At 72.9% G+C, this 20,270-nt stretch carries 22 protein-coding genes and 1 riboswitch; of the genes, 10 read left to right on the top strand and 12 right to left on the bottom strand.

What is annotated here, in order from left to right:
- The first annotated feature begins 11 nt into the window (after window positions 1-11).
- From M1R94_RS16310 to M1R94_RS16290, 5 genes are all read left to right on the top strand, one after another.
- Entirely contained in the window at window positions 12-689 is a 678-nt protein-coding gene (locus tag M1R94_RS16310; protein WP_249382779.1) for a carbonic anhydrase, read from the top strand.
- Between the two features lie 97 nt (window positions 690-786).
- Window positions 787-2,214 carry a class II fumarate hydratase gene (locus M1R94_RS16305; protein ID WP_249382778.1) on the top strand — a complete coding sequence of 476 codons (1,428 nt, stop codon included), beginning with the start codon at window positions 787-789 and terminating at the stop codon, window positions 2,212-2,214.
- Between the two features lie 39 nt (window positions 2,215-2,253).
- Window positions 2,254-3,081 carry a pentapeptide repeat-containing protein gene (locus tag M1R94_RS16300; RefSeq protein ID WP_249382777.1) on the top strand — a complete coding sequence of 276 codons (828 nt, stop codon included), beginning with the start codon at window positions 2,254-2,256 and terminating at the stop codon, window positions 3,079-3,081.
- Window positions 3,082-3,137: 56 nt separating this feature from the next.
- The gene (locus tag M1R94_RS16295) at window positions 3,138-3,659 is read left to right on the top strand and encodes an ArsR/SmtB family transcription factor (RefSeq protein WP_249382776.1); all 522 of its coding nucleotides are present in this window, start codon (window positions 3,138-3,140) and stop codon (window positions 3,657-3,659) included.
- Window positions 3,656-4,591, top strand: coding sequence for a M23 family metallopeptidase (locus M1R94_RS16290; RefSeq protein WP_249382775.1), 936 nt, complete (start codon window positions 3,656-3,658; stop codon window positions 4,589-4,591). Before M1R94_RS16295 ends, M1R94_RS16290 begins: the two co-directional genes overlap by 4 nt.
- On the opposite strand, the gene M1R94_RS16285 is transcribed toward M1R94_RS16290, so the two are convergent.
- Together M1R94_RS16285 and M1R94_RS16280 are read right to left on the bottom strand one after the other, a co-directional pair.
- Entirely contained in the window at window positions 4,541-5,887 is a 1,347-nt protein-coding gene (locus M1R94_RS16285) for a PhoH family protein (RefSeq protein ID WP_249382774.1), read from the bottom strand. The two genes, M1R94_RS16290 and M1R94_RS16285, sit on opposite strands and share 51 nt — an antisense overlap.
- Window positions 5,888-6,157: 270 nt before the next feature.
- Window positions 6,158-6,919: an isoprenyl transferase gene (locus M1R94_RS16280; RefSeq protein WP_249382773.1), complete on the bottom strand. Its 762-nt coding sequence runs from the start codon at window positions 6,917-6,919 to the stop codon at window positions 6,158-6,160.
- 151 nt (window positions 6,920-7,070) lie between these two features.
- Between M1R94_RS16280 and trhA the strand changes: the two genes are divergently transcribed.
- On the top strand, window positions 7,071-7,730 hold the full coding sequence (gene trhA / locus M1R94_RS16275) for a PAQR family membrane homeostasis protein TrhA (RefSeq protein ID WP_249382772.1): 660 nt from the start codon (window positions 7,071-7,073) through the stop codon (window positions 7,728-7,730).
- A gap of 36 nt (window positions 7,731-7,766) precedes the next feature.
- Here the strand turns inward: trhA and M1R94_RS16270 are convergent, their stop codons facing one another.
- From M1R94_RS16270 to mca, 7 genes are all read right to left on the bottom strand, one after another.
- Complete coding sequence (locus M1R94_RS16270) at window positions 7,767-8,552, bottom strand: energy-coupling factor transporter transmembrane component T family protein (protein WP_249382771.1); 786 nt, start codon at window positions 8,550-8,552, stop codon at window positions 7,767-7,769.
- Complete coding sequence (locus M1R94_RS16265) at window positions 8,549-10,063, bottom strand: ABC transporter ATP-binding protein (RefSeq protein ID WP_249382770.1); 1,515 nt, start codon at window positions 10,061-10,063, stop codon at window positions 8,549-8,551. Before M1R94_RS16265 ends, M1R94_RS16270 begins: the two co-directional genes overlap by 4 nt.
- A complete protein-coding gene (locus tag M1R94_RS16260) occupies window positions 10,060-10,704 on the bottom strand; it encodes an ECF transporter S component (RefSeq protein WP_249382769.1) in 645 nt (214 codons plus the stop codon). The genes M1R94_RS16265 and M1R94_RS16260 overlap by 4 nt, the downstream gene beginning before the upstream one ends.
- Complete coding sequence (locus M1R94_RS16255) at window positions 10,701-11,354, bottom strand: Ykof family thiamine-binding protein (RefSeq protein ID WP_249382768.1); 654 nt, start codon at window positions 11,352-11,354, stop codon at window positions 10,701-10,703. The genes M1R94_RS16260 and M1R94_RS16255 overlap by 4 nt, the downstream gene beginning before the upstream one ends.
- Window positions 11,355-11,401: 47 nt before the next feature.
- Window positions 11,402-11,521: riboswitch (TPP riboswitch) on the bottom strand.
- Window positions 11,522-11,564: 43 nt separating this feature from the next.
- Entirely contained in the window at window positions 11,565-12,389 is an 825-nt protein-coding gene (locus tag M1R94_RS16250) for a nitrilase-related carbon-nitrogen hydrolase (protein WP_249382767.1), read from the bottom strand.
- Complete coding sequence (locus M1R94_RS16245) at window positions 12,386-12,727, bottom strand: hypothetical protein (protein ID WP_249382766.1); 342 nt, start codon at window positions 12,725-12,727, stop codon at window positions 12,386-12,388. Before M1R94_RS16245 ends, M1R94_RS16250 begins: the two co-directional genes overlap by 4 nt.
- A complete protein-coding gene (gene mca, locus M1R94_RS16240) occupies window positions 12,724-13,608 on the bottom strand; it encodes a mycothiol conjugate amidase Mca (RefSeq protein ID WP_249382834.1) in 885 nt (294 codons plus the stop codon). Before mca ends, M1R94_RS16245 begins: the two co-directional genes overlap by 4 nt.
- 217 nt (window positions 13,609-13,825) lie before the next feature.
- Here mca and M1R94_RS16235 point away from each other — a divergent pair, with 217 nt between their 5' ends.
- Both M1R94_RS16235 and greA read left to right on the top strand, forming a co-directional pair.
- Complete coding sequence (locus M1R94_RS16235) at window positions 13,826-14,269, top strand: DUF4307 domain-containing protein (RefSeq protein ID WP_249382765.1); 444 nt, start codon at window positions 13,826-13,828, stop codon at window positions 14,267-14,269.
- A 303-nt stretch (window positions 14,270-14,572) separates the two neighbouring features.
- Window positions 14,573-15,061, top strand: a complete 489-nt coding sequence (greA, locus tag M1R94_RS16230) for a transcription elongation factor GreA (protein WP_249382764.1) — start codon at window positions 14,573-14,575, stop codon at window positions 15,059-15,061.
- Window positions 15,062-15,163: 102 nt separating this feature from the next.
- On the opposite strand, the gene ilvA is transcribed toward greA, so the two are convergent.
- Genes ilvA through M1R94_RS16215 form a run of 3 tightly spaced genes read right to left on the bottom strand, consistent with a single transcriptional unit; the run spans window position 15,164 to window position 18,809 of the window.
- Window positions 15,164-16,378: a threonine ammonia-lyase gene (gene ilvA / locus M1R94_RS16225; protein WP_249382763.1), complete on the bottom strand. Its 1,215-nt coding sequence runs from the start codon at window positions 16,376-16,378 to the stop codon at window positions 15,164-15,166.
- A complete protein-coding gene (locus tag M1R94_RS16220; protein ID WP_249382762.1) occupies window positions 16,375-17,598 on the bottom strand; it encodes an AI-2E family transporter in 1,224 nt (407 codons plus the stop codon). Before M1R94_RS16220 ends, ilvA begins: the two co-directional genes overlap by 4 nt.
- Complete coding sequence (locus tag M1R94_RS16215) at window positions 17,595-18,809, bottom strand: cystathionine gamma-synthase (RefSeq protein ID WP_249382761.1); 1,215 nt, start codon at window positions 18,807-18,809, stop codon at window positions 17,595-17,597. The genes M1R94_RS16220 and M1R94_RS16215 overlap by 4 nt, the downstream gene beginning before the upstream one ends.
- 134 nt (window positions 18,810-18,943) lie before the next feature.
- On the opposite strand from M1R94_RS16215, the gene msrA reads away from it, so the two are divergent.
- Both msrA and M1R94_RS16205 read left to right on the top strand, forming a co-directional pair.
- Entirely contained in the window at window positions 18,944-19,576 is a 633-nt protein-coding gene (msrA, locus tag M1R94_RS16210) for a peptide-methionine (S)-S-oxide reductase MsrA (protein WP_249382833.1), read from the top strand.
- A gap of 131 nt (window positions 19,577-19,707) precedes the next feature.
- On the top strand, window positions 19,708-20,270 hold a 563-nt coding region (locus tag M1R94_RS16205), incomplete at its 3' end, for an ABC transporter ATP-binding protein (RefSeq protein WP_249382760.1).

The raw sequence follows: 20,270 nt of genomic DNA, 5'->3' as shown, positions 1-20,270 counted from the left end.
ACTATGTGGCCATGCCGCACTCGATCACCCCCGCCCAGGCCTGGACCGCCCTCCTCGAGGGGAACGCCCGCTTCGTCCGCGGGGAGATGGAGCACCCCTCGCAGGGGATGGACCGGCGCGCCGAGGTGAGCGTCGCCCAGCACCCGTTCGCGGTCATCTTCGGCTGCTCGGACTCCCGGGTCGCCGCGGAGATCGTCTTCGACCAGGGCCTGGGCGACCTGTTCGTGGTCCGCACCGCCGGCCACGTCGTGGACACCACCGTCATCGGGTCGATCGAGTACGGGGTCGACGTCCTGGACGCCCCGATCGTCATCGTGCTGGGCCACGACTCCTGCGGCGCCGTGGGTGCGGCGGCTGACGCGCTGGCCACCGGGCGCATGCCCTCGGGCTTCGTGCGGGCCGTGGTGGACCGGGTGATCCCGAGCATCGTCAACATCCCCGACCCCGACCGACCCGAGGGCGACGCGACCACCGGGGCCGACCGGCCCCTGCTGGCTCCCACCCCGGAGATCCTGGGGCGCGAGCACGTGCGCCACACCGTGCGGATGCTGCAGAGCTACTCGGCGGGCCTCTCGGCCGCGGTCGCCGAGGGCCGGTGCGCCATCGTGGGGCTGGAGTACACCCTCGCCGACGGCCGGGTCAGGCTGGTCGAGTCCTCGGGAGACCTCGACAGCGAGATCCCTTCCTGAGGGCTGTCGCGTCCTGAGGGCTGTCGCGTCCTGAGGGCGGTCGCGCGAGCCACGCCCTCGGGTGAGGCCCACCCGCTCCGGATGGAAGACTGCTGCCATGACTGCCGACGACGCGACCAGCACCCGACCTCCTGCCGGCTTCCGGGTCGAGCACGACACGATGGGGGACGTCCTGGTCCCCGTCGACGCCCTCTACCGGGCGCAGACCCAGCGGGCCGTGGAGAACTTCCCGATCTCGGGCACCCGCCTCGAGCGCGGGCACATCGAGGCCCTCGCCCGGGTCAAGAAGGCGGCGGCCCGGGCCAACGCCGAGCTCGGGGTGCTGCCCCAGGACGTCGCCGACGCGATCGTGACCGCTGCGGACGAGGTCGCCGACGGACGGCACGACGAGCACTTCCCGGTCGACGTCTTCCAGACCGGGTCGGGCACCTCGTCGAACATGAACACCAACGAGGTGCTGGCCACGCTGGCGTCGGCCCACCTCGGCCGGGCGGTGCACCCCAACGACCACGTCAACGCCTCGCAGTCCTCCAACGACGTGTTCCCGACGTCGGTGCACGTGGCCGCGACCGCGGGGGTCGTGCGCGACCTCGTGCCCGCCCTCGCGCACCTGCGTGACGCGCTCCGCGAGAAGGAGCGCGAGTTCGCGACGGTCGTGAAGTCCGGACGCACCCACCTGATGGACGCGACCCCGGTGACCCTCGGCCAGGAGTTCGGGGGCTATGCGGCGGCGATCGGCTACGGGATCGAGCGTCTCGAGGCTGCGCTGGTCCGGGTCGCCGAGGTACCGCTGGGCGGCACGGCGGTGGGCACCGGGATCAACACCCCCGCCGGGTTCCCCGCGCGGGTCATCGAGCTGCTGGGCCAGGACACCGGGCTGCCGATCACCGAGGCGCGGGACCACTTCGAGGCCCAGGGGGCCCGCGACGGGCTGGTCGAGCTCTCCGGGGTGCTGCGCACCGTGGCGGTGAGCCTGACGAAGATCTGCAACGACCTGCGGTGGATGGGTTCGGGCCCCAACACGGGCCTGGGCGAGATCTTCATCCCCGACCTGCAGCCGGGCTCCTCGATCATGCCCGGCAAGGTCAACCCGGTGATCCCCGAGGCGGTCCTCATGGTCGCCGCCCGGGTGGTCGGCAACGACGCGACCGTGGCCTGGGCCGGTGCGAGCGGCTCCTTCGAGCTCAACGTGCAGATCCCGGTGATGGCGCAGGGTGTGCTCGAGTCGGTCCGGCTGCTGTCCAACGCCTCCCGGCTGCTCGCCGACCGCACGGTCGTCGGGATCACGGCCAACGTCGAGCGCGCTCGCGCCCTCGCCGAGTCCTCCCCCTCGATCGTCACGCCGCTCAACCGGGTGATCGGGTACGAGGCTGCGGCGAAGGTCGCCAAGCACGCCGTCGCCCAGGGAGTCACGGTGCGCCAGGCGGTGGTCGACCTGGGCTTCGTCGAGCGCGGCGAGGTCACCGAGACGCAGCTCGACACGGCCCTGGACGTGCTGTCGATGACCCGACCGCCGCAGGCCTAGGTCTCCGTGCCGCCGGAGCCAGAGCGGGCCGGGGCCGCGGTGCCCGACCGCTCCGTGCTCCGCGCCGACTGCTCGCGCTGCGTCGGCCTGTGCTGCGTCGCCCCGGCGTTCTCCCGGTCCGCGGACTTCGCCCTGGACAAGCCTGCGGGGACACCGTGCGTCCATCTCGGTCCCGACTCCCGGTGCGGGATCCACACCGAGCTGCGGCCACGGGGCTTCGCGGGGTGCACGGTGTACGACTGCTTCGGTGCGGGGCAGCGCATCACCCAGGCGACCTTCGGCGGGAAGCACTGGCGCGAGGACCCGGGGACCGCCCGCGCGATGTTCGCCGTGCTGCCGGTCGTCCGCCAGCTCCACGAGCTGCTCTGGTACCTGGCCGAGGCCCTCGACCTGATCCCGCCCGGCGAGCTCCGCACGGCCCTCGCCCGCTCGGCCGCCGCGACCGAGCGGCTGGCTGCCGGGAGCGCCGACGAGCTGCTGACGCTCGTCGTCGCCGATCACCGGGCACGGGTCAACCCGCTGCTGCTCCGCACGAGTGAGCAGGTCCGCGAACCGGTGCTGCGAGCCGGGTCGAGAGCCGCGAAGGACCACCGTGGTGCGGACCTGAGCGGTGCGGACCTCTGCGGTGCCGACCTGTCGGGCGCGAGCCTGCGTGGGGCGCTGCTGCTGGGCACCGACCTGCGCCGGGCCGACCTGCGGGTGGCCGACCTCATCGGGGCAGATCTTCGGGGCGCCGACCTGAGCGGCGCCGACCTGCGAGGCAGCATCTTCTGCGTGCAGGCCCAGCTCGACGCCGCGCGAGGCGATGCCACGACGCGCGTCCCGGACGCGCTCGTCCGGCCGGGCCACTGGTCGAGCTCGTCCTGAGGGGGGAGCAGGGAGAAGCGCTGGACCCTTTCTTCGTTAATCCGTACTATCGAATTATGACCACTGATCTGTCGCTCCGCCTGGCCGCCCTCGAGGAACGCGTCGCAGCCCTCGAGGAACGACGCGGCGACCCGCACGCCTCCTCGGGTGGCGATCCGCGCGGGCCGGACCCCGACACCTTCTGGGCCCTGACAAGCCTGCGCGCACGGCTCCCCGAGCAGGGCGGCGTCCTGTTCACCGGGTCGGTGCGGTTGCCTACGGGCGAGCACGTCGAGTGGCAGCAGTCCGCCGAGACCGAGAGCCTCCTGGAGCAGGACTGGTCCACGGCCGCCCCCGCCCTGGACGCCCTCTCCCACCCGGTGCGCCTCCTCGTGCTGCACGCGGTGCTCGGCGGGACCCGCTCGACCGCGGAGCTCGCGGCCCTCGAACCCCTCGGCACCGCAGGGCAGCTGCACCACCACCTGCGCCCGCTGGTCGCCGCGGGGTGGCTGCGCACCACCGGGCGAGGTCGGTACGAGGTCCCCGCGACACGCGTCGTGGCACTGCTGGCCGTCCTGACGGCGGTGGGGCCGGCATGAGCATCGAGCTGCCCACCCGCACCCGCCTGGCGGCACGCGTCGGCTCAGCGGCCGCACTCTTCCCGATCCCGGCCTTCGCGCTCGCCATCACCCTGGACCTCCTGGACGCACCGCTGCAGTCCGGGCTCCTGTACCTCGCGGGGCTGAGCAGCCTGATGGTCGGCTTCCCGCTGTCCTTCGTCCTCCCACGGCCCCTGACCGTCGACCCGCTCGTGGTCGACTCCCCGGTCGCCGGACGCTGGTTGGCCCTGAACAGCCCGGCGACCAAGGTCCCCAGCCACGGGACGCACGCCTACGGCCAGACCTACGCGGTCGACCTGGTGCACGCCCCCGAGGGGGTCGAGCGCCCGACGTTCGGCGACGGCTCGCACCTGCGAGAGCCCGAGGACTACCCGGCCTTCGGCCAACCGCTGCACTGCGTGGCCGACGGCGTGGTCGTCCGCGTGGTCGACCGGTGGCGCGACCACCGCAGCCGGTCCAGCTGGCCGGCGTACCTGCTGATGATGGTCGAGGGCATGGTCCGCGAGTTCGGTGGACCTGGCCCGATCCTGGGCAACCACGTCATCATCCGACTCTCCGACGGCACCTACGTCCTGTACGCCCACCTGCGGCGCGGCAGCGTCCAGGTCGGGGTCGGGCAGCGGGTCACCGCGGGTGAGCGCCTGGCCGAGTGCGGCAACACCGGCAACTCGAGCGAGCCGCACCTGCACCTGCAGCGCATGGACCACCCCAGACCTCTCCTGGCCCAGGGGCTGCCATGGGCCATCAGGGGCGGGGCCGCCGACGGCGGAGACGGGCTGCCCGCGAGCACCGAGGCCCTCGAGGGGGTCCCGGCGACGGGCCGAACCGGCGGCCCGACGAGCGGGCGACCAGAAGGACCCTCAGCCCTCGATGCCCTCAAGCAGCTCGGTGACCAGCGCCGCGACCGGTGACCGCTCGGACCGGGTGAGCGTCACGTGCGCGAACAGCGGGTGGCCCTTGAGCGCCTCGATGACCGCCGCGACACCGTCGTGGCGCCCGACGCGCAGGTTGTCCCGCTGGGCGACGTCGTGCGTCAGGACCACCCGCGAGCTCTGGCCGATCCGCGACAGCACCGTGAGGAGCACGTTGCGCTCGAGGGACTGGGCCTCGTCGACGATCACGAAGGCGTCGTGCAGCGACCGCCCCCGGATGTGTGTCAGGGGCAGCACCTCGAGCATCCCCCGGTCCATGACCTCCTCGACGACCTCGGAGGACACCAGCGCACCGAGGGTGTCGAAGACCGCCTGCGCCCACGGGTTCATCTTCTCGGCCTCGGAGCCCGGCAGGTAGCCCAGGTCCTGCCCTCCGACGGCGTACAGCGGTCGGAACACCATGACCTTGCGGTGCTGACCCTTCTCCAGGACCGCTTCCAGGCCTGCGCACAGCGCGAGGGCCGACTTGCCCGTCCCCGCCCGGCCGCCGAGCGACAGGATGCCGATCTCCTCGTCGAGCAGCAGGTCGATCGCGATGCGCTGCTCGGCGCTGCGGCCGTGCAGGCCGAAGACGTCCTGGTCACCGCGGACGAGCTGCAGGTGCTTGTCAGGGGTCACCCGCCCCAGGGCCGACCCGCGCGGGGAGTGCACGACCACACCGGTGTGGCACAGCAGCGGACCGGTGTCCTGGCTGCCGAGGTCGATGTCGGCGAGCTCGACCCGCCCGCTCTCCCAGAGGCCGGCCATCTGGTGCTCGGCGATCTGCAGCTCGGTCATCCCGGTCCACCCCGAGTCGACGGCGAGCTCGGCGCGGTACTCCTCGGCCGCGAGACCCACCGCAGACGCCTTGACACGCAGCGGCAGGTCCTTGGACACCAGGACCACACGTTCACCCTCGTCGGCCAGGTTCTTGGCGACCGCGAGGATGCGCGTGTCGTTGTCGCCCAGGCGGAACCCCGCCGGCAGCACCTGCGGGTCGACGTGGTTGAGCTCGACGCGCAGCGTCCCGCCCTGCTCCCCGACCGGGACCGCCTGGTCGAGCCGCCCGTGGGTGACGCGGAGGTCGTCGAGCATGCGCAGCGCGCTGCGTGCGAAGTACCCCAGCTCGGCGTGGTGCCGCTTGGCCTCGAGCTCGGTGATCACGACCACCGGGAGGACCACGGCGTGCTCGGCGAACCGCAGGATGGCCCGCGGGTCGGAGAGGAGCACCGAGGTGTCGAGCACGTAGGTGAGCGACCGGTCGACGTCGTCCCTGGTGGTGTCCTTGGTGACCATGGCGGGCTCCCTCCGGCGCCTCAGCGCCGCTCTCGCTGCCTCCTGCCGGCGCACGGCCGGCGATCGGCGACTGGGTGGGGGCGGTCGACCGGCCACAGGGCCGGGTACCGACCCTCCTCCCGGAGCGAGTGCTCCATGGGCTGGCCTCCCGGAGGACGGCGAGCGCCGTCCGTCACCGCGAAAGTACGCCGCACCACCGACACCCGAAGCCCTCGACACGCCTACCGCGGGGAGGTCACCAGAAGTTCACACGCCGGTCACACCGGGAGGTCAGCGACCGAGCCGACGTTCGCGGGCTGCGTAGGCCCGTAGTGCCCGCAGGAAGTCGACCCTGCGGAAGTCCGGCCAGTAGGCCTCGCAGAAGTAGAACTCGCTGTGGGCGCTCTGCCAGAGCAGGAACCCGCCCAGCCGCTGCTCCCCCGAGGTGCGGATCACCAGGTCGGGGTCGGGCTGGCCCTTGGTGTAGAGGTGCTCAGCGATGTGCTCGACGTCGAAGGAGTCCGCAAGGTCCTCCAGGGAGGTCCCGTTGCCGGCGTGCTGCCGCAGCATCGAGCGGACCGCGTCGGCGATCTCCCGCCGGCCGCCGTAGCCGATGGCCACGTTGACGTGCAGGCCGGCGACGTCGCGGGTGCGCTCCTGCGCTCCCCGCAGCGCCTCCGCGGCGGGTTCGGGCAGCAGCTCGAGGGCCCCCATGACCTGCAGCCGCCACCGCCCGGTGGCGGCGAGCCGCTCGACCGCGTCCTGGATGATCTCGAGCAGCTGGGCGAGCTCCTCGGGCGAGCGCGAGAGGTTGTCGGTCGAGAGCATCCACAGGGTGACGACCTCGACCCCGACCTCCTCGGACCAGGTGAGCAGCTCGGTGATCTTGTCCGCCCCGCGCTGGTGGCCTGCCGAGGCGGTCGCTCCGAGGGACCGTGCCCACCGCCGGTTCCCGTCCAGGATCACGCCGATGTGACGCGGGATCCCGTTCTCGGGCAGCGACGACGCCAGCCGCCGCTCGTACACCCGGTAGAGCGGGTTGGGCAGTCGCATGCACAGTCCTCGGGCATCGGTGGGTGGCGTCCTACGGGTCGAGGTCACGCTACCGCTCGGGGCCCGCGGCCGGGGTGGAGGACGCGTGGAGACCGGACCCCTCGCTGCGATAACCTACGCTCCCGTAGGTTCATCCAGGGAGAGGATCAGCATGGCGACCGAGGCGATCACCGACGCCCTCAAGCCCCGCCTGCGCGGGTGGATCCACGCGGGCATGGCACCTCTCGTGGTCGTCGCGGCGATCGTGCTGATCGCGCTGTCCCCCACGACCCCCGCCCGGGTCTCCAACGCGGTCTTCGGCGCCTCCGCGATCCTGCTCTTCGGCACCAGCGCGGTGTACCACCGGGGCACCTGGTCCCCGCGGGTCACCGGCGTGCTACGACGCCTCGACCACACCAACATCTTCCTGATCATCGCGGGGACCTACACACCGCTCGCCGTGCTCATCCTCGAGTCGCGCCAGGCGCGGATCCTGCTGTGGATCGTGTGGCTCGGCGCGCTGGCCGGACTGCTGGCACGGGTGTTCTGGCTCGGCGCGCCGCGCTGGCTCTACGTGCCGATCTACGTCGCGCTCGGCTGGGTGTCCGTCGGCTACATGCCGCAGTTCTGGCGGGACGGCTCGCCCACGATCGTGTGGCTGATCGCGGTGGGCGGGCTCGCCTACTCCCTCGGCGCGGTGGTCTACGGGCTCAAGCGTCCCAACCCCAGCCCACGGTGGTTCGGGTTCCACGAGATCTTCCACGTGCTGACCGTGATCGGCTTCAGCTGCCACTACGTCGCCGTGGTCATCGCGACCTATCGCCTGGCCTGAGGGCGCACCCCCGTCGCGGTGCTCGCTGCCCTGTGATCACAGCAGCACGAGCACCGCGGCGAGGGTCCCCCCCACCACGGCGACCAGCACGACGTCGGGTGCTCCGACGCCGGCCGGCCGCCACACGGTGCGCTCCCCCCTGCGGAGCGCACCGAGCCCCCGGCTCTCGAGCGAGATCGCGACCCGCTCGGCCCGGCGGATGCTCGTGGCGAGCAGCACGAACGCCACCCGACCCAGGACACGGGGCGAGGTCGAGAGCCGACGGCGTCCGTCCTGCCGGGCCACGGGCTCCCGCACGGCGTGCGCCCGCCGGACGGCGACCCACTCGGCGGGAAGGTCGTCGAGCAGCCGGTGCGCAGCCAGGAGGGCGGACGTCACCCGGACCGGGAGCCTGCCGACCTGGTGCAACGAGGTCAGCAACCGGGAGGGTTCGGCGGTCGCGAGGAAACCCACCGCGCACACCCCCACGAGCAAGGTCCGCACCCCCAGCGCGAACCCCGTCCTGAGCCCGAGGTCGGTCACCTCCACCGGGCCCCAGGCCGCGACCACCACCGCGTCACCGCCGCTGCGGGTCACCGCGTTGACCATCACCAGGCTCAGCGCGAACGACACGAACGGCAGCTGGGCCAGGAGCAGCCGGCGCACCGGCACCCGCGCCGCGAGCACCACCCCGACCACCGCGCACGCCCACAGCGCGAGCAGCGGAGCCGGTTCGTAGACCCTGAGCAGGACCAGCGGCACGCCGACGACCACGACGAGCAGCACGGTGGGGTCGCACCGGCGCAGCACGGCTCCCGGGCCGGCCACGACCACCGCGCTCATCCTCGCCCCACGCGGTGCAGCACCGGCGCCTCGACCAGCAGACCGGCCTCGGCGAGCAGCCCGGCGTCGTCGAGCAGACCGGGTCCGCCGACCGCCACCTGCTCACCCTGCGAGAGCACCAGGACCTGGTCGGCGAGCCGTCGGCCCAGGTCCAGGTCGTGGGTCGCGACCACGACCGCTGTGCCCGCGTCGGCCAGCTCGCGCACCAGGTCCACCACGGCGCGGGTCTGCGGCAGGTCCAGGCCGAAGGTCGGCTCGTCCAGGAGCAGGACCGGCCGGCCGACCACGGCCATCGCCGCGACGGAGAGCCGCCGCTGCTGGCCACCCGAGAGACGGAACGGATCCGCGTCGGCCAGCGGTGCCAGGTCGAAGCGGTCGAGCCAGGCTGCGGTGGTCGACGCCCGGGCGGCCTCCTGACGGTCGACGCCTTCCCGGGCGGACGCACGGGCCCACCAGCGCCGCGAGCCGGTCGGTCGGGGCAGCCCGTGGGCGACCTCCTGCGCAACGGTCCGGGCCAGGAACTGGTGCTCGGGGCGCTGGAAGACCAGCCCGGCGGCTCCGGCGCCCGCCCGGACCCCGCCGCCAGGCAGCAGCCCGGCGGCCCCCAGCAGCACCGAGGACTTGCCGCTGCCGTTGCAGCCCACCACGACCGTCACCTGCCCTCGGCGCACGGACAGGTCGACCCCGCGCACCACGTCGTGACCACCCTGGGCGAAGTGCGCACGACGCAGCTCGAGCACCACGTCGCCGCCCGAGCGGCCCGGCACCGCCGCGGGATCCCGTGCGGCGCCTGCCGCGTCGCGTCGTGCGGCGAGAAGGTCGCCCGCCGGGCCGTCGGCCGCGACCCGCCCGGACTCGTCGAGCAGGACGGCTCGCTCGGGAGACCACGACATCTCCGCCGTCCGGTGCTCGACCAGGAGGGTCGTGCGCGTTCGGCTCTGCTCGCCGATCAGGGTGAGCACCTGCGCGGCGCTGACCGGGTCCAGCATCGAGGTGGGCTCGTCCAGGACCAGGACCTCGGGCTCCCCGGCGAGCACCGCGGCCAGGGCGACCCGTTGCTGCTCACCGCCGCTCAGCGTGCTGGTGCGGCGGCGGGCCAGGTGCTCGGCGCCGACCGCGACCAGCGCGCGCCGGACCCGTGGACCGATCTCCTCGCGCGGGACGCCCCGGTTCTCGAGCGGCAGCGCGACCTCGGTCTCCACGACCGGCAGGCAGGCACCTGCGGCCGGGTCCTGCCCGAGCCAGCCGACCTGCAGGGCGAGCTGGGGGACCGGGACGACCTGCGGGTCCTGCCCGAGCACCCGGACCTCCCCCGCCACGTCGGCGTCCACCGACTGCGGCACCACACCGGTGAGCACGTGCAGCAACGTCGACTTGCCGCCGCCCGAAGGTCCGAGCACCAGGACCCGCTCCCCCGGCCCGACCGTCAGGTCCACTCCGGACAGGCTCGGCGCCGCGCGACCGGCGAAGTGCACCGACAGCCCGCGCGTGGTGATCGCGGCGACGCTCACCGCGAGAGGTCCGGCGCAGGGTCGACCGAGGGCTCCCGGGCGACGCGCGCGGCCCGTGCCGCCCTGCCCGGGGCGAAGTTGTCGAGCACGCCCGTCCTGAGCAGCGCCTCCGCGATGAGCTTGGCGAGCACCCCGGTCAGGAGCAGCCCGCTCGCGAGCTGCAGACCGAGCCGCAGCAGCACGACGTCCTGGGTCCACCAGTCGTAGAGCGTCCCGGCCCACACGAAGCTCGCGATCGCCCCACCGAGCCCCGAGGCCAGGAAGGTCGGCCAGCCGTAGCGACGGTACCGGGTCAGGGCGAAGGCCAGCTCGGCGCCGCCACCCTGGACCAGACCGGCGATGAGCAGCATGGGCCCGGCCGGTGAACCCAGGAAGGCGAACTCGACGAAGGCGGCCGCGATCTCCGCCACGATCCCCGCCCCGGGTCGCCGCACGATGAAGACAGCCAGCGGAGCGACGGTGATCCAGCCCCCCATGAGCACGTTCTGGGCCAGGTCCCCGAACGGACCCATCGCGACCTGCAGCCCTCCCCAGGCCTGGACCAGGGCCCAGTACAGGAAGCCGAAGACCGCCGCGAGGACCGCCAGGACGACCAGGTCCCTCAGCGCCCAGCCGGCGCGCGGACGGCGCGACGCGCTCACCGGGCACCGGCCCGGCTGCTCGGGCTGCCCACGCTGATCGTGGCGTGCGCAGCGACGTGGGCCACCTCGCGGCCCACCCTGGTCCACGTGTCGAGGAAGGTCGCGATCACCTCGGCCAGGTCCCCGTCGAGCCGGGTCGCGAAGTTCTCCGCCCCGCCCCACGTCCCGGCCTCCCGCGCCAGGTCGATGGCCGACGCGATGGGACCCATCGCGTCGACGACCCCGAGCGGGTAGAGGGCCCAGTGCGCGGCGGCCGCGTGCCCCGTGCTCTCGAGCACGACCCGCGGGACGGCGACCAGGTCACCGGCCGGAAGCTCGCAGCCCACCTCGCCCGGGCACCCGCGCGACAGGGCGACGGTCGCCACGACGTGCCCCGAGCCGGTCGCCTCCGCGGCGTGCGCGACCACCGTGGTCAGGAACAGCGCGAGGTCCTGCTCGCTGCCGCGCAGCAGCGTCGAGACGTCGTCGGTACGCACCGTGACCGACGGGACCGCTGCCCGGCCCGCGGCCAGGGCGCCCAGGATCACCGGCACGACGTCGTCGGCCGCGGGGTGCAGGGTGAACCGGGCACCGACACCCAGGCGGACGTGGTCGGCAGCGGTGGGGGGCGTGGTCGGGGCCTCGGGGGACGTCGACTGGTCGAGGGTCATGGATGCCTCCAGGTGGGTGCACGGACCCCCGGACAGCACGGCACGTCGAGCAGTGCCTCGCCCAGCTCCCTACGCCGGCATGAACCGGATCAGGTTCCACGGGTCAGTGGCTCGACCTCTCGGTCCGACCACACTCTCAGCGCGTCCGCGCTCCCCGGGGGCTTGTCCCTGCAGACCTTACGCACAAGTCACGACCCGTCACAACGCGGGTCAGGAGATGGGCACCACGCCGTAGCGCCGGTTGGCCAGCGACGGGTTGCGCTCACGCACCGTGCGGACCACCTCGGGGTCGAGGTCGGCCGCCGCGACGCCCGGCGACCCGCCCTCCGTCACCCTCCCCCCGGCGCGGGCCAGCACCACCCCGTGCGGGTCGACGACCACCGAGTCCCCCACGACGCCGTGCCCCTGCTGGGCCGAACCCAGGACGTACGCGGTGTCCTCGATCGCCCGCGCCCGCAGCAGCGTGAGCCACTGGTCGGCCTTGTGCTCACCGGCGGCCCAGGCGGCGGGGACCACCAGGACGCTCGCACCGGCGTCCACCAGCCGGCGCGCGGACTCGGGGAAGCGCAGGTCGTAGCAGGTCATCACCCCGACCCGCAGGCCGTCGACGTCCAGCACCAGCGGAGCGGCGTCAGCCGGACCGGGCTCGAGACGCTCGGACTCACGGTGCCCGAAGGCGTCGTACAGGTGGACCTTGCGGTAGACCCCTGCGAGCCCACCCGTGCCGTCGACCGCGACCACGGCGTTGACCGCGCGGTCGGCACGCTCGCCCGGGAGGGTCGTCCCCGCCACGACCGAGACCCCGGTCTGCTCCGCGAGCCCCCGGAGCAGGTTGACGAACGGCCCGTCGAGGGGCTCGGCCAGCTCGGGGCCCACGCCCCGGGGGTCGAAGCGGGCCGCGTACTCGGGCAGCACCACCAGCCGCGCACCGTCTCTCGCCGCGGCGGTGATCGTCTGCGCCGCGGTGTCACGGTTGCGGACGGTGTCGGTCCCCCCGGTGGTCGCAGCGACGTGGACGCGCACCACCGCGGTCACCGGAGCCCGTCGACCTGGGTGCCCCGTCCGCCGTCAGTCCCCTCGGTCGGCTCGTCGGCCGCCTCAGCGGCGCCGTCGCCGGCCTCGGGATCGTCGGCGGGGGCCCTGCGATCGACACCTCGCAGCTTGCTGGTCAGCGACCGGAACAGCGGGATGCAGGCCACCGCAGCGCCGAAGATCACCAGGAAGCCCAGCAGACCGGGGGTGACGTCGTCGGGGGTCAGCCCCTCGCGCAGCACCGGGGTCGAGGGCTCGTCCACCTCGGTGGTCGCCCAGGTCTGCGAGGGCTGCGCCGGTAGGCCCGGGACGACGAGCAGGCCCGATGCGGGGGCGGTCATCCCGCGGCCCCCCGCACGGCCGGCCGATCGTCCTCAGGGTGGATCCCGGCGAAGAGGTCGTCCTCGGGGAGCTGGACGGGCACGTGCGACTCCGCGAGCTCGTACTCCTCGACGGGCCACACCTCGGCCTCGAGGTCGCGAGGGATCGCGAAGAAGAACCCCTTGGGGTCGATCTGCGTGGCATGGGCGACCAGCGCTGCGTCACGGGCCGGGAACCAGTCCGCGCACGCGATGCGTGTGGTCACCTCGCGCTCGGGGATCTCCCGCATCGCGCGCGAGCTGACCCACTCGCCGAAGGGCGACTCGAGCCCCGCCGCGACCACGGCCTCGTGGACGGTCTGGATCCGGTTCAGCGAGAAGTCGTGGTTGTAGTACAGCTTGAGCGGCTGCCACGGCTCGCCGTGACCGCGGTACCTCTCGATGCTGCCCGCCGCGGCGAACGCCTCGGCCGCGACCCGGTGGCACATGATGTGGTCGGGGTGCGGGTACCCACCCGTGGGGTCGTAGGTGGTCATCACGTGCGGGCGGAAGGAACGGACCAGCTCGACGAGCGGGATCGTGGCCTCCTCGAGCGGCACCGTCGCGAAGCACCCGTCCGGCAGCGGCGGCAACGGGTCTCCCTCGGGCAGCCCCGAGTCCACGAAGCCCAGCCAGTGCTGGCTGACACCCAGCGCCTCGGCGGCCTCGGCCATCTCCTGGCGTCGCACCCGGGCCATGTCCTCGAGCGTCGCCGGGGCCTGACCGTAGTGCGGGTTGAGGATGCTGCCGCGCTCTCCGCCGGTGCACGTCACGACCAGCACCTCGACGCCCTGCGAGGCATAGCGTGCGGTGGTCGCTGCCCCCTTGCTCGACTCGTCGTCGGGGTGCGCGTGCACCGCCATCAGACGCAACCCGGTCCTGGCTCGCACGTCGTGCCTCGCCTCGTCCACCAGCACACACCCTTCGTCGGCCTGCGGTGCGCCGACGACGCCCACGGACGGCGCGCACCAGGGACAATGGTCTCGCACGCGGAGGCCCCGTCGCACCTGCGTGCACCAGACCGAGGGCCGGTGCCCTCGCGTCGCGGTCGACCACCGACCCCTGACCGCTGGAGAGACGATGACCGAGCAGTCCTCGGACGAGCGCACGCAGCAGCCCGCTCCGGCGGCGCCCCCGGCCGGACGCTACGGTCCGCCCGCCGACCCGCGGGCCCGCCGCAGGAACGTGGTCACGCTGTGGGCGCTCGGCCTGCTCGGGCTCGCGGCGACCCTGTGGATCGGGTACGGCGCAGCGATGACCCCGGTCACCTGGAAGGACGTCGGCTTCCGGGTCGTGGACGACGGGACGATCGAGGTCACCTACGACGTCATCCGGCTCGACCCGTCGGACACCGTGCACTGCACCCTGGAGGCCCTCAACTCCCAGTACGCCCAGGTCGGCGTGCTCGAGGCACGGGTGGACCCGGCCGAGGACCGGGTGCAGCGGCTGACGTCGACCCTCTTCACCACCGAGCGTGCCGTGACCGCGGTCGTCGAGCTCTGCTGGGTGGTCGACGGCGACTGAGCCACCGATCCCGTCGACCATCTCCGGACGGCGAAACCGCAGGCCGGAGGGGTGTTCGGCCAGGGGGTGAGCGCTCTCGTTGCTACACTGGTCGTTTTCCACGCCTTCATGGCTTCCGGACGCACTCCTGACGGATCTGCGGACGGGGTCCGGCAGGTCCGGCACCGTCCGGCAGGCCGAGCACAGCGTCGTGCCCCCCGGGGCACGAGCGCAGGCGTGACACCCCCAGGGACACCCGTCCCACCGTGCGCGTCCTCCCCCGGCCGCGTCGCGACACGTACGACGAGCTCGAAAGGAGCGACCGTGACCGATACCGCCGCTGTCATCTGGCTGACCCAGGAGGCGCACGACCGCCTCACCGCCGAGCTCGCGCACCTCAGCGGGCCCGGCCGGAGCGAGATCGCCGAGAAGATCGACTCAGCGCGTTCCGAGGGCGACCTCAAGGAGAACGGTGGTTATCACGCCGCCCGTGAGGAGCAGGCCAAGCAGGAGGCCCGCATCCGCCAGCTCGAGGACATGCTCCGCAAGGCCGTGGTCGGCGAGGCCCCGCCCGACGACGGCGTGGTCGAGTCCGGCATGGTGGTCACCGCGACCGTCGCCGGCGACAAGATGACCTTCCTGGTCGGCTCGCGCGAGGTGGCCGAGGGAACCGGTCTCGACGTCTACAGCGTCAACTCCCCCCTGGGTGCCGCGATCGTCGGTCGCTCCCGTGGGGAGGCGACCTCGTACACCGCACCCAACGGCTCGGTGATCGAGGTCGAGATCCACGAGGCCAAGCCCTTCCAGGCCTGAGCCGCTCCAGGACCGAGCCCCGCCGGACCCGCCTCCGCCCTGCATGACGAACCCGTGCCGTGTCCCGACCGGCACGGGTTCGTCATGCCCGGCGTGGAGTGCCTAGCCCTCGACGACCTGGTACCCGGCCGCCCGGAGGTGCTCCAGGACCTGGACCCGATGGCTCGGTCCGCGGGTCTCGACCTGGACGCCGATCTCGACCTCGTCGATCGCCAGGTCCACCCCGGTCCGCACGTGACCGACGTGCATGACGTTGCAGCCCGTCGCCGCGAGCTCGCCCAGCAACGCCGCCAGACGGCCCGGGCTGTCATCGATGATCACCCGCAGCTGGAGGTATCGGCCGGCTGAGGCCAGCCCGTGCCGCACCACCCGGAGCAGCACCAACGGGTCGATGTTGCCTCCCGAGAGGATCACGACCGCGGGGGTGCGGACAGGCTCCCCACCCGCCATCAGCGCCGCGACCCCCGCGGCGCCCGAGGGCTCGACCAGCATCTTCGCGCGCTCGGCGACCAGCAGCAGCGCCCGCGAGAGATCCTCCTCCGAGACGGTGCGCACCGGCACGTGCGCGGCGTGCAGCAACGCGAACGGCACCTCACCGGGCCGGCCCACAGCGATGCCGTCGGCCATGGTGGACATCTGCGGGACCGGGATCGGCCTGCCCGCCACCAGGGACGCCGGGTAGGCCGCGGCCCCCGCCGCCTGGACCCCCACGACGTCGATCTCCGGATGGTCGTCACCCAGGGCCGCGACGACCCCAGCAGCCAGACCACCACCGCCCACCGGGACCACGATGGTCCGGACGTCGGGGACCTGCTCGAGGATCTCCCGCGCGATCGTGCCCTGCCCGGCCACGACGTCCCGGTGGTCGAACGGGTGGATCAGCACCGCACCCGTGCGCTCGGCGTGCAGCCGCGCGTGGTCGAGCGCCTCGTCGACCGAGCTGCCGGCGGCCAGCACGCGCGCTCCGTACTGCTCGGTGGCCGCGATCTTGGGCAGTGCCGCACCGTGGGGCATGTAGACGGTCGCCTCCACCCCGAGCAGACGGGCCGCCAGCGCGACCCCCTGGGCGTGGTTGCCCGCGCTCGCCGCGACCACCCCGCGCCGCTTCTCCTCGTCGGTCAGGCGCGCCATCCGCACGTACGCACCACGGATCTTGAAGGAACCGGCACGCTGGAGGTTCTCGCACTTGAGCAGCACCGGCCCGCCGGCGAAGGCCGAGACGGCCCGACTGCTCTCGACCGGGGTCCGGGTCACCACACCCTCGAGCAACCGGGCAGCGGCGGCGACGTCCGCCGGGCCCAGTGGCTGCTCGGTCACGCCTTCCGCTTGCTGCTCGGCGGTCCGCTGAGTCTCGCGAGCTCGGACTCCAGACCCCCGGGATCCAGGCCGAGGGCAGGGAACTTGTCCCTGCCGTGCAGGTAGAGGACCACGGTGTTGATCGTCGCGGCGATGGGCACGGCCAGCAGTGCGCCGACGATCCCGGCGGCCAGCGCCCCACCTGTCACCACGAGGAGGACGGCGACCGGGTGGAGCGAGACCGCGTGGCCGAGCAGCAGGGGCTGGAGCACGTTGCCCTCGAGCTGCTGGACACCCAGCACGATCGCGGCCATGATCAGCGCCGTCGCTGGGCCCTGGTCCACGAGGGCCACCAGGATCGCGATGGCGCCGGTGGCGATCGCCCCCACGAACGGGATGAACGAGGCCAGAAAGACCAGCACCCCGAGCGGCAGGGCGAGCGGCAGCCCCAGGATCGCCGCCCCGACCCCGATGCCGATGGCGTCGACCAGCGCGACCAGGATCTGCGCCCGGACGTAGGAGCCCAGGGTCAGCATGCCGCGACGTGAGGCCTCGAAGGCGGGCATCCGCGAACCCACGGGCAGCAGCCGGATCAGCCAGGCCCAGATGGTCTTGCCGTCCTTGAGGAAGAACAGCAGGCAGAACAGGGCGATCAGCGTCCCGGCGAAGACCTGCCCGATGGTCGTGGTGACGGAGAGCGCACCCGAGATCAACGTCTGGCTGTTGCTGCCGATCTGGTCACCGATCTGGGCCACGTAGCCGTCGATCTCGTCCCGGTCCAGACCGAGAGGGCCGTTGACGGCGTACTCCAGGAGCGCGTCGAACCCCTCGAGGGCCTGGTCCCGCAGGTCGGCGAAGCCCTGGACGATCTCGCGGCCCGCCATCGTCAGGAGCCCCGTCACGAACGCGACGAGACCGATCACCGACAGCCCGGCGGCTGCTCCGCGCGGGAAGCGCAGCCGGGCCTCGAGGTAGTTCACCACGGGGAGCAGCAGCACGGTCAGCAGCAGGGCGACCACGACCGAGACCCAGATGACCTTGCCGACCGACAGGGCGACGACCACCCCTGCCAGGGCGATGGTGATCGCGACCAGCCGCCAGGACCAGCCCGCGGCGACCTGCACGGACCGTGGGATCGAGTCGAGCACCGGTCGGGAGGCCTTCTGCTCGGGCGCCGGGGCGGGCTCGTGGGACGGCGCGGGGATGCTCGGTGTGCGTCGTCCGGTGGGACGCGGGCTCACGCGAGGGCCTGGCCGAGGTCCGCGACCAGGTCCGCGAGGTCCTCGATGCCCACCGAGAGCCGGACCAGGTCGTCCGGCACCTCGAGCATCGAGCCCGCGACCGAGGCGTGGGTCATCTGCCCGGGGTGCTCGATGAGCGACTCCACTCCCCCGAGGGACTCGGCAAGGGTGAACACGCGGGTCCGTGCGCAGACGTCGAGGGCCTTGGCCCGGCTACCCGTGCGGAACGAGATCATGCCGCCGAAACCGCTCATCTGCCGTGCGGCGACCTCGTGGCCGGCGTGCTCCTCGAGCCCGGGGTAGATGACCTGGGTGACAGCGCTGTGTCCCACCAGGAACCGCGCGATCGCCGCCGCGTTGCTCGAGTGACGCTCCATCCGGACGGCGAGCGTCTTGAGCCCGCGCAGGGTGAGCCAGGCGTCGAAGGGCCCGGCCACCGCCCCCGAGGCGTTCTGGTGGAAGGCCACGGCGTCGGCCAGCCCGGTGGTGCCGGTCGGCCCGTCGAGCCCTACCGGGAGCTGCGCGCCCTCGGCCACCACGAGCGCCCCGCCGACGACGTCGCTGTGCCCACCGATGTACTTGGTGGTCGAGTGCACGACGACGTCCGCCCCGAGCGAGAGGGGCTGCTGCAGGTACGGGGTCGCGAAGGTGTTGTCGACCACGAGGACCGCTCCCGCGGCCCGGGCGATCGCGGCGATCGCGGCGATGTCGCTGATGCCGAGCAGCGGGTTGGTGGGGGTCTCGACCCAGACCACCTTGGTGCGGCCGGGCTCGATCGCGGCAGAGATCGCGTCGAGGTCGGAGAGGTCGACCGGGGTGTGTTCGACCCCCCAGGGCCCGAACACCCGGGCGAACAGGCGGTAGCTGCCGCCGTAGGCGTCGTCCGGCACCACCATGTGGTCCCCGGGACGCAGCACGGCGCGCAGCACGGTGTCCTCGGCGGCCAGGCCCGAGGCGAAGGCGAAGCCCCGTGCACCTCCTTCGGCGGAGGCCAGGGCCTGCTCGAGCGCGGTGCGGGTCGGGTTGGCCGAGCGCGAGTACTCGTACCCTCCGCGCAGGCCGCCGACGCCGTCCTGCTTGTACGTCGAGACCTGGTAGATCGGGGGGACGACGGCGCCGGTCGCAGCATCCGGGTCCTGGCCCGCGTGGATGGCCCGGGTGGAGAACCCGGCATCGGTCCAGTCGTGGGGCGTGGGCGTGTCGGTGGTCACGGGAACAGGCTAGAGGGTGGGACGTGGGAACACCCCTGGGCACCCGGGGTGTTGTCGAGGAGCAGGTGGTCCGACCACCTGGCTCTCGCACCAGCGAAGGAGACGACGTGTTCGGTTCGATGCTCCGTACCACCATGGTCACCCCCGAGCGCGCGCTGCGCGGCAGGGACTCCTCACCGTTCCCCGTGCCCGCCCGGCACGCCGTGCTCGGGACCCCGCTGGCCGGGCCGTGGCCCGAGGGCACCGCGGTGATCGGCCTGGGCCTGGGCTGCTTCTGGGGTGCCGAGCGCGAGATGTGGCAGCTGCCGGGCGTGGTGACGACCGCCGCCGGCTACCAGGGCGGCTACACGCCGTTCCCCACCTACGAGGAGACCTGCACCGGCCTGACCGGCCACACCGAGACGGTCCTGGTCGCCTACGACCCGAGCGTCCTGAGCCACACCGAGCTGCTGCGCACCTTCTGGACCCTGCACGACCCCACGCAGGGCTTCCGTCAGGGCAACGACCGGGGCACGCAGTACCGGTCGGCGATCTTCACCACGACCTCCGAGCAGGCCGAGGCAGCCCAGGTGACCCGCGCGCTGTACGAGCCCGAGCTGCGCCGCAACGGCTTCGGCGAGATCACCACCGAGATCCGCCCGGTGGACGGTCCTGGCGGCGCCGGGCCGTTCTACTACGCCGAGGAGCCGCACCAGCAGTACCTGCACAAGGTCCCGAACGGCTACTGCCCGGTGCACTCGACCGGGGTCGCCTGCCCGCTGCCCTGACCACCCCCCGGGGGAGACGTCATCCTTCCGGCGTAGTCGACGGGGCACCCAGGTTCGTCCTCGTGGGTGTCGGCGTGGGTGGGGTCGGGTGCCTAGGTTCGTTCTCAACGGCACACCCTGAGGAGAACGACATGATCGAGGCCACCGGCCTGACCAAGAGATACGGCACCAAGACCGCGGTCGACGACATCACCTTCACCGTCGCACCGGGCAAGGTCACCGGGTTCCTGGGCCCCAACGGGGCCGGCAAGTCCACCACCATGCGCATGATCGTGGGACTGGACCGCCCCACCCACGGCACCGTGAGCGTCAACGGCCACCCCTACCGCACCCACCGCGCCCCCCTGGCCCAGGTCGGCACCCTGCTGGACGCCAAGGCCATCCACACCGGACGCACCGCGGCCAACCACCTGCACGCCATGGCCGCCACCCACGGCATCAAGCGCACCCGCGTGGACGAGGTCATCGAGATGACCGGCCTGGGCCAGGTCGCCCGCAAACGCGTCGGCGGGTTCTCCCTGGGCATGGGCCAACGCCTGGGCATCGCCTCAGCCCTGCTCGCCGACCCCCAGACCCTCATCCTGGACGAACCCGTCAACGGCCTGGACCCCGAAGGAGTCCTGTGGGTCCGCAACCTCGTGCGCTACCTGGCCACCCAGGGCCGCACCGTGTTCCTGTCCTCGCACCTGATGTC

The sequence above is a fragment of the Actinotalea alkalitolerans genome, assembly GCF_023369855.1.
Taxonomy (GTDB): domain Bacteria; phylum Actinomycetota; class Actinomycetes; order Actinomycetales; family Cellulomonadaceae; genus Actinotalea.
The sequence above is the reverse complement of the archived record's forward strand: the minus strand, read 5'-3'. Positions and strand labels throughout refer to the sequence as shown.

Bases quoted from the DNA above. Each gene is read 5' to 3' on its own strand.
- M1R94_RS16310 (WP_249382779.1), top strand. From the start codon at position 12: ATGCCGCACTCGATCACCCCCGCCCAGGCCTGGACCGCCCTCCTCGAG.
- M1R94_RS16305 (WP_249382778.1), top strand. From the start codon at position 787: ATGACTGCCGACGACGCGACCAGCACCCGACCTCCTGCCGGCTTCCGG.
- M1R94_RS16295 (WP_249382776.1), top strand. From the start codon at position 3,138: ATGACCACTGATCTGTCGCTCCGCCTGGCCGCCCTCGAGGAACGCGTC.
- M1R94_RS16290 (WP_249382775.1), top strand. From the start codon at position 3,656: ATGAGCATCGAGCTGCCCACCCGCACCCGCCTGGCGGCACGCGTCGGC.
- M1R94_RS16285 (WP_249382774.1), bottom strand. From the start codon at position 5,887: ATGGTCACCAAGGACACCACCAGGGACGACGTCGACCGGTCGCTCACC.
- M1R94_RS16280 (WP_249382773.1), bottom strand. From the start codon at position 6,919: ATGCGACTGCCCAACCCGCTCTACCGGGTGTACGAGCGGCGGCTGGCG.
- trhA (WP_249382772.1), top strand. From the start codon at position 7,071: ATGGCGACCGAGGCGATCACCGACGCCCTCAAGCCCCGCCTGCGCGGG.
- M1R94_RS16270 (WP_249382771.1), bottom strand. From the start codon at position 8,552: ATGAGCGCGGTGGTCGTGGCCGGCCCGGGAGCCGTGCTGCGCCGGTGC.
- M1R94_RS16255 (WP_249382768.1), bottom strand. From the start codon at position 11,354: ATGACCCTCGACCAGTCGACGTCCCCCGAGGCCCCGACCACGCCCCCC.
- M1R94_RS16245 (WP_249382766.1), bottom strand. From the start codon at position 12,727: ATGACCGCCCCCGCATCGGGCCTGCTCGTCGTCCCGGGCCTACCGGCG.
- mca (WP_249382834.1), bottom strand. From the start codon at position 13,608: ATGGCGGTGCACGCGCACCCCGACGACGAGTCGAGCAAGGGGGCAGCG.
- M1R94_RS16235 (WP_249382765.1), top strand. From the start codon at position 13,826: ATGACCGAGCAGTCCTCGGACGAGCGCACGCAGCAGCCCGCTCCGGCG.
- msrA (WP_249382833.1), top strand. From the start codon at position 18,944: ATGGTCACCCCCGAGCGCGCGCTGCGCGGCAGGGACTCCTCACCGTTC.